General features: G+C 44.2%; 8 protein-coding genes. 6 read left to right on the forward strand and 2 right to left on the reverse strand.

Annotated features, from left to right (window positions below):
* Nucleotides 1–1,276: 1,276 nt before the first annotated feature.
* Nucleotides 1,277–2,275 (forward strand): IS110 family transposase, encoded by a 999-nt coding sequence (locus tag ACPYIV_RS19255; RefSeq protein ID WP_290092606.1) that lies wholly within the window; start codon nucleotides 1,277–1,279, stop codon nucleotides 2,273–2,275.
* An 825-nt stretch (nucleotides 2,276–3,100) separates the two neighbouring features.
* Nucleotides 3,101–6,157 (forward strand): DUF6383 domain-containing protein, encoded by a 3,057-nt coding sequence (locus tag ACPYIV_RS19260; protein ID WP_425884666.1) that lies wholly within the window; start codon nucleotides 3,101–3,103, stop codon nucleotides 6,155–6,157.
* A 202-nt stretch (nucleotides 6,158–6,359) separates the two neighbouring features.
* On the opposite strand, the gene ACPYIV_RS19265 is transcribed toward ACPYIV_RS19260, so the two are convergent.
* Nucleotides 6,360–7,775: an ATP-dependent DNA helicase gene (locus ACPYIV_RS19265; RefSeq protein WP_293733924.1), complete on the reverse strand. Its 1,416-nt coding sequence runs from the start codon at nucleotides 7,773–7,775 to the stop codon at nucleotides 6,360–6,362.
* A gap of 93 nt (nucleotides 7,776–7,868) precedes the next feature.
* On the opposite strand from ACPYIV_RS19265, the gene ACPYIV_RS19270 reads away from it, so the two are divergent.
* Genes ACPYIV_RS19270 through ACPYIV_RS19280 form a run of 3 tightly spaced genes read left to right on the forward strand, consistent with a single transcriptional unit; the run spans nucleotide 7,869 to nucleotide 9,880 of the window.
* Entirely contained in the window at nucleotides 7,869–8,498 is a 630-nt protein-coding gene (locus ACPYIV_RS19270; RefSeq protein WP_293733925.1) for a hypothetical protein, read from the forward strand.
* A 9-nt stretch (nucleotides 8,499–8,507) separates the two neighbouring features.
* A complete protein-coding gene (locus ACPYIV_RS19275; RefSeq protein ID WP_293733926.1) occupies nucleotides 8,508–9,335 on the forward strand; it encodes a DUF3822 family protein in 828 nt (275 codons plus the stop codon).
* Nucleotides 9,323–9,880, forward strand: a complete 558-nt coding sequence (locus ACPYIV_RS19280; RefSeq protein ID WP_293733927.1) for an RsmD family RNA methyltransferase — start codon at nucleotides 9,323–9,325, stop codon at nucleotides 9,878–9,880. The genes ACPYIV_RS19275 and ACPYIV_RS19280 overlap by 13 nt, the downstream gene beginning before the upstream one ends.
* On the opposite strand, the gene cls is transcribed toward ACPYIV_RS19280, so the two are convergent.
* Nucleotides 9,852–11,297, reverse strand: a complete 1,446-nt coding sequence (cls, locus tag ACPYIV_RS19285) for a cardiolipin synthase (RefSeq protein WP_293733928.1) — start codon at nucleotides 11,295–11,297, stop codon at nucleotides 9,852–9,854. The two genes, ACPYIV_RS19280 and cls, sit on opposite strands and share 29 nt — an antisense overlap.
* A 156-nt stretch (nucleotides 11,298–11,453) precedes the next feature.
* Between cls and ACPYIV_RS19290 the strand changes: the two genes are divergently transcribed.
* Nucleotides 11,454–12,047, forward strand: coding sequence for a rhomboid family intramembrane serine protease (locus ACPYIV_RS19290; protein ID WP_293733929.1), 594 nt, complete (start codon nucleotides 11,454–11,456; stop codon nucleotides 12,045–12,047).
* Nucleotides 12,048–12,131: the final 84 nt, after the last annotated feature.

Raw genomic sequence — 12,131 nt, forward strand, 5'->3', positions numbered from 1 at the left:
AAGCAAGTTTTCGTTTATATTGCAACAAAAATAGGTATTTCTTATATATGTAACGTATTTATTGTATGAAATATTGTTATTCCTTTCGTTGTTAAGTTAGGGCAATCGCGCCAAAATATTCCATTGTACAATGATTCACTTCCGGCAAGAACCGGAATAATTTATTGGGGGGAGCCTGGATAATCACGGATTTAACCTGCTCTGTTGTTTTTTTATATTGGGTTCACACCACTATAAATCCTATTAAATCATTGTTTTACAGTGAATACTGTGAATGCCGTTCGTTTTTCCGGGAAAAATAGGACTGAGCAGTTCTGTTTTTTTGCCTTCACTACAAACTCTTGAAATTTATCGTTTTACGGGAGGGTGAACCCCGTTTGTTTTTTTCTGATAATGGGAGGTATCCGGTAATTATTGGCTCCCGTCCTGTAAAATATGGCTTAAAGGGTAAAAATTATAGCCTATATCCTATTGGTAAAAAGGTTATAGGCTGTCTCCCAAAAGGTGCTAACCTTTTTCGGAAGAAGTGCCGACCCTTTGGGATAGGGACAGGCATTCTTTTTAAACATATAAGACTCGCATTCAAAACGAGGAAAATGTGAATCATTATTTGCCGGCATATAACATGGATGAGGAATTTGTAAATAAAGGGAAACCGTAGGGGCGGGGTTCTACTCCGCTCACTTGAAATCAACGTCATTCATTTAAATAACAATGGGCAGAGCAGAGCCCTGCCCCTACGGAACGACAATCATTTTGTATTACCATGTCATCCATGTTTCACACCGGCAAATTGTTATTATATGATTCACTTCTGCCAAGAAGTGAAGCTGTCTTTTTGAGATGTTAAATCATACAAGAACATCCCCTAAAAGGCAAATATTTATATCTGTTTGTTATTCAGTGATTTGTATTATTTCGAGTTTCTTAAAAAATATTACCCGCAGGGGTAATTTGAAATACATGGGGTAGAAAACCGAATTTTATGCGCTACTGTTTCGATTTGGCCCAACGGATATTTCGGAAAACTGTACTCTAAGTTTGCGTAAAGCAAGAAGCTGAGGTTAATTTATATCTTTGTTGTATGAAGAAACTAAATTAACCGACTAACGGAAGTACACTAATGGAAAACGATAGTCTTTAAAGACTAGTTATTGTAACAGACTTCCGTTAGTCAAGCAGGCAAAGACTAAATAGATTATTGATATATAATAGGATATCATTTAGAGTAGTAGCCCATTCCTGCTTTCGGTTAATCCAAAAACAATATAAAGGTATGAATAAATTATTTATCGGGATTGATTTCTCCAAGAAAAAAGTAGATGTAAGTGTGATAGAGAAAGAAAACATATCTTCAGGTGTCCACCGTGAGTTCAGTAATGATGTTGCCGGACATGAGAGTCTGTTGGCATGGCTTTGTGATAGCTATCCGCAGACAGGCAAAGATCAGATGCTCTTTTGCGGTGAGAACACGGGACTTTACAGCGTTTGTTTGAGTAACACTCTCGCGCACGAGGGTTATACACTGTGGCTGGAACATCCTTACAGGATCAAACACAGCAGCGGCATGCAACGCGGGAAAAACGATAAATTGGATTCATTGCTGATCGCACAATACGCTTGCCGTTTCGAGGATATGGCCAAGGTCTATACCCCCAATACGGAAACCATCCGGGCGCTGCACTCATTTTTCACATTCCGTGATTTATTGGTGAAAATGAAAAATGAAGCATTGGTACATGCCAAAGAACTCCATTCGGTCCTAAAAGGGAATCACGCAACAGATTACATATATCAACATAGCCTGACACAAGTGGATAACTTGAACCGTGAAATAAAAGATGTGGAAAAGGAAATAATGGATCTGATCAACAGTGAAGAGGAGATCAAAAACAATTATGAGCGTATTACATCCATCAAAGGCGTGGCTTTTGTCAACGCCCTTGCTTTGATCGTTTATACCGAAAACTTCACCTGTTTTGACGATCCGCGCAAGCTGGCCTGCTATGCGGGAGTGGTACCGTTCCAACGAACCTCCGGCTCCAGTGTCAAAAGCAATGCCAAGACAAGTGGATTTGCCAATAAAAAACTAAACACGCTACTCACCCAAGCGGCACGAACCGCTGCCATACATGATCCAATATTAAGAGAATATTACAGGCGCAAAAGAGAAGAGGGGAAGCATCATAATTTAGTTATAAACAATATTAGAAACAAACTGATACATCGAATCTGTGCATTGGTCAGGAACCAAACTTTCGACCAAACGGCTTAGATTTTTGCAATATTCTTAATTTGTTTTAAAATCTTTCCGTTTATTTGGTTGGGAACATAGATTACAATAAGCCAGGGATGATAATAAGGTTCGTTTTGAGGAAGATATGAACCCATTAAATGATGATTTATGGGTGTGATGGAATGACATCGTTGTCGAAATGATTGTCGTTCTGTAGGGGCAGGTTCTAAACCTGCCCGATATCGACAAATATACATGTTGCAATCGGGCGGGTTTAGAACCCGCCCCTACAGCGACACCTTAAATATACCGATAAATCATCATTTATGTTCAAAATCTGCCAAATTTTGATACGGTTTCCCTCTCCTTTATCTCCCAAACCGGGGGATATGTAGCATAAACAGTGTCGTTTTGTTTTGTAATCCATATATTTGGGAAAATTGTGGGCGTTTTTTCTTGTTGATTCGGAAAACCTATTTACCTTTGCAACGATTCCGTTGTGGGCAGCGGCTCACGGAGTGCGGGATCAATTACATATTGTAAGCATTTTACGAAGATTATTCCAATCTTAAAATCTGGTAAATTTTAAACACACCGGAATAATGGACAGTAAATGCTTGCGCTGGTTACGTATAAGTTCATCTACCATTTTTATGGGAAGATTGTTTTATATCGTATAAGGCGCGGGCTATTGTTCTATTATTGGTGTGTGGGCTTACCAGAGCCTTAAGATTGATAATAGACAACAAGCCCGCGTTTTTTTATGCCCGTTCATAATCATTCGCGGGGAGTTGTTCTCCCCTTCGTGAAATTAGTTGTTGGATTTTTAAACACTATTTTATTAACAATTAATTTTTAATGATTATGAACAAGAGATTTTCTACTCTTTTGGCTGCCGCTCTGGTGGCCGGTAGTATGTCTGTTAGCGCCGAGTTGGTGGAAATTGGAAGTGCTGCAGGAGGAAATTCCTCTGCTGGGGCTGACGATGCGACGTTTGTTCCGGGCAAGTATTATTATTTGCAAGCTACCGAAGGCGGTGTAACTGCCGGTGCTGCTGAATTTTTGGCTTACCTGAAAGGTCAAGTAACGACAGATTCTTTGGCTGTTGTAGATGACGCCACATTGACAACTGCCGAAGCAACAGACCGTGCTTTGTGGAAAGTGGTTGAAGTGAAAAATCCGGCTACCGGAGCTTTAAGCCACTGGACTTTCGAAAATAAGTACACGGGTACACTGTTGGCGGAAGGTTCTGTGAATGCGTTTAAGTGGATTGATGGAGTTCCTGCTGATGGTTCTGATGTAGCTGCTACTGAACTGACCTCTTTGCAAGGTTTGGATTTGGCAAAAGGTGAATATTATGAGTTCCGTGAAGTTGTTACTTTGTTGGAAAAGTCAGAATATAAACCGACAAACAATGCAATTTTGTATGGTTATGAAATTTTGTCGGGAAAGAAAGTTTCAAGATCATTGCAGCTGGTGAAGTTTGACAAGAATGATGAAGTTGTAGGAGCTTGGGACAATACAACTACAGTTGCCGCAGATAAAGCATTTACTGGTTATGTTGCTGCGACTGATGCTAATCAAGCGGTTGTGACAATTGTGAATGCAGGTAAAAAATTAACCTTCAATGCTGGGACAAAATTTGTGTTCGATGATGCTTATTCAACAATGGCTTCTAATGACGCTTTGAAAATCCAACCGATGGTTCCGGACTTTGAGGTTACAGTGGACGAAGATAACTTTGCCGGTCTTATCAACCCGAAGAAGTTCACCAGCTTCAAATTTACAGGTTTGGAGTCAACGGGGACAAATGTTTTGGCTACTAACGAGTTTGAGTATGTCCAGTTGACTGTTAAGGCATATGAAACAAAAACTGGTAATACAGTTGCTGGTACAGGTACACCTTCTACAACTATTGATGTCCTTCGTGCCAAAGCAAAAGATGCCCAAGGACGTGCCCTATATCTGCGTGTAGATACTGCCAAGTTTGAAGGTGGTGATTATTTCAAACTGAAATTGGATACTCTGACGAAAGACGGCAATGACATTGTTGCTGCTCCTAAAGCCGTGATGCAGTCTTATGCTTTCGGCATTGCTTATGACTATGCAGCTGACTCGGTTTCTATCTATCCGAAGTTCACATTGGCTAAGGCTGCAGATCCTGCAAGTTGGTCTGATTCTGCAACTGTAGTGATCACTACAAATACTGCTGCTGGTAAGGTTGTTGCCATCCATCAGTTCTCTACAGCCAAAGAATTGACGATTGTTGATAATAATGAAGTTTCAGCTAAAGCCAAATACACTTTCGGTGACATCACACCGGGCGGTGGCGTTGCTTCTTTCGAAGATGGCGCAAGCTATTATATCCAGCGTGCAAATAAGGCTGCCAACGTGGCAAACGGCAAGTTCTATGCTAATAGCTTCTATGGCGATGCCCAGTATATGGACTCTGCTTACTATCTGCCGGCAACACAGTGGACAGTAAAAGAAGTGGCAACCGGTACTTATACGATCAAGAACCGTGAAACAGGTAATACTTTGACAAGTGTAGCTGCTGCAGGTGCTATCCTTTATACGGCAGAAGAAGGTACTGTCGCTTTGGCTGGCGGTGACACTGTTAAGTTTATCGCAGCACCTGCTTTGGCAGACAACAAGTATCTGGGTTACCTGAATCTGAAAGAAGAAGATTACCGTAACAATGCTTACTCTATCAGCTTCACAGACTATAATGACATTACGACTTATGTAAATACGGAAGACTCTGTATTGAAAGCATCTAATGAAGGCGTATATTTCAAGCTGTCACCTGTTCCTGCAATCGAAAAAGGATTTGGTGCCGACACGTTGGTAAGAAGCGCTTACTATATCTCTGACAGAGAAGGCAAAAAATTTATTACTTACAACGATGCCAAGACTGGCTATAAGTTGTCTGAAACTGCTGAGCCGGTTAAGTTCTTGTTCAGAAACGTAGGTGCTGAAACTTATTCTTTGATTGATTCGGTTGTTACTTTGGCTGATTCCAAAGAATTGATTATTGACATCAAGTCAGGTGCCGTAAGACCTGTTAAAGTGGGTTCTGCTGTTGCTAACAACGCATTCGACATCTTGGTTGAACCGGCTCCTGAATATGTTTTGGATGCTAAGGGCCATTATAACATCGAAAACCTGCGTGGCGATATGTTGGCTGCTGATGCTAACGGATTCGGTATGTTCCGCAAAGAAGGTGAATTGAAATCTGCTTACGAGCCTACAGACTTTGCTTTGTATATCGATACAGCTAAGATCGATCCGATCGAACCGTCTTACTTTATCCTGTCGGGTGCTAAGGCTGGCGAAGGTTCTGAATTAGAAGGTAACTTCTTGCGTGTAATGTCTGACTCTGCAAAGGTTGAAGGTTATAAGGCCGCTAATGGCATGATCCGTTTGGCCTTTGTTCCGGCAAAACGTTTTGCAACAAGCGACTCTTTGTTAGTCAACTATCAGAAAGAAACATTCACGAAGGAAGATAGCGTAGGTTACAAAGGTAAACAGGCTGGTATCGAACAGTTCCAGTTCAAGTTCCAGTACACGAATGTCGAAGGTGAATATTTGGCTGAAAACGCTAATGGTTATTTGGCTTCTTACAACGATGTTCTTTGCTTGGCTACTTCAAAAGATCAGGCTCAGGCTATCCACTTGACAGCAACTGAAGCTCCTACAGCCAGCGAAAGCGTAGAAGTATCTGAAGTAACAATCATTGCAGGCGAAGGAAACGTAACGATCGCTAACGCTGCAGGCAAGAAAGTTGTCATCAGCAACATCCTCGGCCAAGTTGTAGCCAACACAATTCTGACTTCCGACAACGCTGTAATCGCTGCTCCTCAGGGTGTGGTCGTAGTAGCTGTCGAAGGTGAAGAAGCTGTTAAAGCTATCGTTAAATAAGATAGATTTATAATCAAATAATTCTAAAATGTTTGGCCGCGTGCCGTGGAAACGGCAATTACCCTGCGACAGGCGAACAGGCGGCCGGATTTAATATTAATAATACTAAAGTATATTGAATGTTGCCTTTCCCCTGCGAAGGACGAAGGCAGACACAAAACAAGCCCCGGAGGTAGAAACGCCTCCGGGGCTTCGTCGGTTACTACTCTTCGAACTCTTCCGGCAAGTTGACCAGGTAAAGCCGGTGGGTCGCACGTGTAAAGGCGGTGTAGAGCCAGCGGTAAAAATCTTCCCCCAGCATTTCTTCGGTGATATAACCGATGTCCAGAAAGACGTTCATCCATTGTCCGCCCTGTGCCTTGTGGCAAGTGACGGCATAGGCGAATTTGACTTGCAGGACGTTGTAGTGCGGATCGGCTTTCATCTTTTTCATCTTGCCGGCCTTTGTCGGGACATCGTCGTAATCTTCGAGGATGGTATAGAAGAGCTTGTCGTTAAGTTCCTTTGGCAGCGCGGGAGCGTCGGTCTGCAAAGTGTCGAGCAGGATCTTGACTTCCGTTTCGAGATCGTAATCCTGGAAGCGGACCGATACATCGGCAAAGCGAAAACCGTACAGTTCGTAAGTCCTTCGTACGCGAAGCACCTGTATGATTTCGCCGTTCGCGATAAAGTCCATCTCCTTATTACCGGCAGTCCAGAAATAGTTGTTCCTGGCAATCATCAGCCGGTCGCCGGACGAAAGTTCCTCTTCCCGGTACAGGATGCGGTTGCGGATACCATTATTATAAATAGTAGCCCGCTTGTTGGAGCGCGAAATAATCATGGTGTCTTCGATTCCGTCCCGGCTGTAGGCGGAAGAGATCTCTTCGATCAGTTCGTCGCCGTTCACTTTCCTGAAATCCTGGAATCCTTTCAACCTTAATTTGGGGAAAATCTCGACCGTTTCGTTCCGCAAAGCGTCCCTAAGGCGGGTCGCATTGAACAAAATTCCCGAATCTCCGCTTTGGCGGACAACTTGGGTAAGAGTGATATCCTTTACTTTCAAGTTATATCCCCGCAATATCTCCGGATTAAGAGCCGGGCTTTCGGTTTGCATGACGGGAGGCAGCTGCGCCACGTCGCCCATTAGGATCAGGCGGCAGTTCTCGCCGGAATAGACATACTGGATCAGGTCGTCCAACAAGCGTCCGGTACCGAAAACAAACGAGTCCAGTCCTTCATTGGCTATCATGGAGGCTTCGTCGACGATGAACAGCGTGTCCTTATGCAGGTTGTCAGCCGGGTGGAAACCAGTCGGCTCGTTGGAAAAAGCTTTCTGTCGATATATTTTCTTGTGTATCGTAAAAGCTTTCTGCTCGGCATAGCCGGAAAACACCTTTGCCGCTCGTCCGGTGGGGGCGAGCAGGATGCTTTTTTGTTTCAGCTCCGCCATCGTCTTCACCAAGGCTCCGACCAGCGAAGTTTTGCCGGTTCCGGCATATCCTTTCAGCAGTAAAAGTGAATCCGTTTCTTCCGAAAGAAGGAAATCGGATAGGACATTTAACGCTAAAACCTGGTCTTCGGTCGGATTATATGGGAAATTTTGTGTAATTTGGCGGCTTAAATAACTATTTATCATTTTGATCGCAATAATTTTCGCGATAAAGGTAGTGTATTAAATATTCTTTTTTAAATTTGCCGAACGAAATAAATTCAAAAAACAATATAAACCATGAAAGTTACATTAAAGATTTTATTGGCTGTGGCAGTAGTACTGCTTGCGTACATGTGTTACAGAAGTATTATGGGTCCGATCGAGTTCAAAGAAGAGAAGGATCGTCGTGAAAATTTGATCAAAAATCGTTTGATCGATATCCGTAAGGCGCAGATCGAGTACAAGAACCTTCACAAGGTGCATGCAGCTAATTTTGATGAACTGAGTAAGTTTTTAAAAGATGAAAAATTGCCGTTCCTTATCAAGGAAGGTGTATTGACTGACGAACAGCTCGAAAAAGGTATGACTGAGAAAGAAGCCGTAAAGAAAGGTTTGATCAGACGTGATACTGTTTGGGTAACGGCTGTGGACACATTGTTCGGTAGCAATTATAATGTAGACGATATGCGCAATGTACCGGGTGCAAGCGTTCAGTTCTCTATGGATACGGCTACTATTACTTCCGGTTCGGGTTATACTGTAAAAGTATTCCAGTGCGGCGTGTTGTATGACGATTATTTGGGTGATCTGAATAAACAGGAAGTTTACAACTTGAAGGATAAGGCTGAAAAGATGAACAAATATCCGGGTCTGCGCGTAGGTTCTGTTGAAGAAATCAATAACAACGCAGGTAACTGGGAAGATTAATGATTGCCTATGGCTATTAACCTGTCTGATAAGTTAACAGCTGATCATTCGGAAAATTACATAATGTCCATCCGGCTTCGGTCGGGTGGACTTTCTTTTTCCGCATACAGTCCTTCGGTGAACGAAAGTTTCTTTTATAGAGACCTCGAATTCGACCGGACAAAACCTTATGTGTCTTCTCTGAAAGAATGTTTCTTTGAAAACGATTTCCTGACCTGGTTTTACAAACAGGTTAACGTGGTTTGTGTCACTCCCCAATATACGCTTGTGCCGGAAGATGTTTTTCAGGAGAAACAGAAGGCCGAACTGCTCGCCTTCACGTTTTCTTCTCCCGAAGGACGTTGCCTGAATAATGAACTGAAGGATGAACAGGCTGAACTTCTATTCGGAGTGGATGAGGAAGTCTATGAATTTTGTTCACGCTCGTTAGTCAAGCCCCGTTTTATCCATCATGTCAGTCCGCTGCTCTCGTTGTGGAAGAAACAGAGCCGTGCGCGACTGCCCCGCCAGCTGTATGTTGTGCTGCATCGCCGGAGGATGGATGTGGCGTGCTATGCGCAGGGGAATCTGCTTTTCGTGAACTCGTTCGAGTATGAACATACGGACGATATTTTGTACTATATATTATATGTATGGAAACAGACCGGAATGGATCAGCAAAAAGACCAGTTGCGGCTTTTCGGTGACGTGGCCTTGCGGAGTAATATAACGAATACGTTGCGGAATTATTTACAATACATCGATCCGCTGGAGATCCCTTCCGAAGCCTATCTGATGGGGCCGGAGGTGTTGCAGGCTCCGCTGGATCTTATAGCTTTATCATTATGCGAATTATAAGTGGAATATACGGACGGCGCCGTTTCGATGTCCCGTCTACTTTCAGTGCCCGTCCGACGACGGACTTTGCCAAAGAGAACCTTTTCAATGTGATCTCCAATCATATTGACTTCGAGGGATTGGATGCGCTCGACTTGTTTGCCGGGACGGGAAGCATCTCTTTCGAACTGCTTTCACGCGAATGCCGGAGTGTGACGGCAGTAGAGAAGAACAATGCCCATGCTTCTTTTATTGCCAAAGTCGCCAAAGAACTGAAAACGGATTCGCTGACGTTGATACGCGGCGATGTTTTCCGTTATCTCCATTCGGCTCCGGCCAGGAGCTTCGACTTTATCTTTGCCGATCCTCCTTATGCCCTGAAAGAATTGCCCGAAGTGCCGGAATTGGTCTTCGGACGTGACCTGCTGCGGGACGGGGGAATCTTCGTGATGGAGCATCCGAAGACAAACGATTTCTCCGGGCTGCCTTGTTTCTTCCAGCATCGTGTCTACGGTTCGGTGAACTTTTCCATCTTTATTAAAGGAGAGGAGAAAACAGACGCATAAACGATTCGGCTATGCGCTGCTTGACCGGCCGCTTCAGCCAGCGGGACGGGACCAGCCTTTCGCAACTGTGCATGTCGTGCAGGAACACCTTCTTCATCTGCAAGGCGAACGAAGGCTGGTAGACGAATGCGTTGATCTCGAAATTATGCTCGAAGCTGCGGAAATCCATATTGGCGGAACCGATACAGGTCAGTTCGTCGTCCGCCACCATCAACTTCGAGTGCAGGAATCCCGGTTTATAGAAATAGACCTTAACGCCCGCTTTTACCATCTCATCAATGAAAGAATGGGTTGCCATGTTTGCCGTGCGCGTGTCCGAACGCTTGGGAAGCATCAGCCGTACGTCGACCCCCCCTAAAGCCGCTATCTGCAAAGCCTGGTTCAATCCTTCGGTCGGCAGGAAATAAGGAGTCTGGATAAATACATATTTCTTCGCGTTGGCCACTGTGAAGATGGCCGCCTGCAAGAGCGTACGCCATTGCCCGACAGGACCGCTGGTGCAGATCTGCATGATATTGTCGTCTGAATAGACCGGAAGCGGCGGATAGTAAATCTTATCGTTCAGCAGCTTCTTGCTGACCACATACCAGTCGATCAGGAATGCCGCCTGCAAACCGTGCACTCCCTTCCCGATGATCTTGAAATGCGTATCCCGCCATGTTCCCCAACTGGTCCCTTTCGTGTAGCGGTCTGCAATGTTCATGCCGCCCATGAAGCCGACTTTGCCGTCTATGACAACGATCTTCCGGTGGTTCCGGTAGTTAACCTTACTGGTGAAGACCGGGAAGGCTACTTTCAGGAAAGCATAGACTTCGATCCCGGCGGCTTTCATATCCTTAAAGAACTTGTCTTTTACGTTCCAGCAACCCACGTCGTCATAAAGGACGCGGACTTCGACACCTTCTTTTGCTTTTTCGATAAGCAGTTCTTTTACCTTGTTCCCAACTTCGTCGTCGCAGAAGATATAATATTGGATATGGATATGATGGGTTGCCTTGGCAATCTCTTCCTGAAGATCGTGAAACTTGTCCGCCCCGTTCGTATAGATCGTGATGTCGCTTCCGTATAGGAGGGACGACTGGTTGCTGTTTGTCAACAGCGTAACCAAAGGCTGATAGGGAGCGGGAACGGAACAGGCATCCTGCGGAAGTTTACCTTCCTGCGGTCGCTTCATGATGCGTTTGTAGGTACGCCGGGAGATAATCCGTTGCTTCCGGTTATCCTGCCCGAAGAAGAAATAGAACAGGAGTCCGATACCGGGTGCGAGCAGCAGCACGATCACCCAGGGGATCGTTTTCAATGGATTCCGGTTTTCCGTGATGATGACCAGCACCAGTCCCAGAATGGTGACGCAGTATAATATAATGAATATTATACCCACTATCCATTGTATATGTATGTGTACGAGTGCCAGCATTCCGGATGTTTTTTATATCTGTCAGTATGTTGTAATTTGTAAAGATAGGAAGCTAAAACGGAAATAGCAAATGCAAAACTTTGTTTTTGTAAACCATATAAGGGAAACATTGTTCAATCTTTATTACATTTGACGCCATTAAATATAGAATAGACAATGATTACTTATGTTATTATCGGGATCACGGTTATCGTGTCCTATATCTGTTTCGGCAACCACGAGTTGTTCCGGAAGTTGGCTTTCATACCGTATCGTACTGTTCATAATCATGAATGGTACCGGTTGATTACGCATGGTTTCGTTCATGCCGACATGACGCATTTGCTTGTGAATATGTTTACTTTCTGGTCGTTCGGGACATATATGGAAAGTGCTTTCGGCTATTTAGGGCTCGGTGCGGGTGGCTATCTGGGGTTGTACTTTGGCGGGATGGTTGCTGCCTCCCTGTATGATTTGGTCCGCCGGCGTAATGATCCTTATTATGTATCGATAGGTGCTTCGGGGGCTGTATCGGCCGTCTTGTTTACCTCTATCTTTCTGGACCCGTGGGGGAAGATCCTGTTCTTTGCCGTGTTGCCGATTCCGGGAATAATTTTTGGCGTGATCTATCTGGCATACTGCCAGTATATGGCGAAGCAGGCGGGGGATAATGTCAATCATAACGCCCACTTCTACGGGGCGCTTTACGGTTTGATCTACCCGGCTATACTCGAACCTTCGTTGATTAAGGTCTTTCTTTCGCATTTCTGATAAGGGTTTATAAAAAACGTGCCGACCTTTTTCTGAAAAGTATGTATCCTTTTTGGAAAAAGGTCGGCACGTTTATTTGAGAAT

The sequence above is a fragment of the Parabacteroides vesiculifaciens genome (genome assembly GCF_049860805.1).
In the GTDB taxonomy this organism is placed as follows: domain Bacteria; phylum Bacteroidota; class Bacteroidia; order Bacteroidales; family Tannerellaceae; genus Parabacteroides.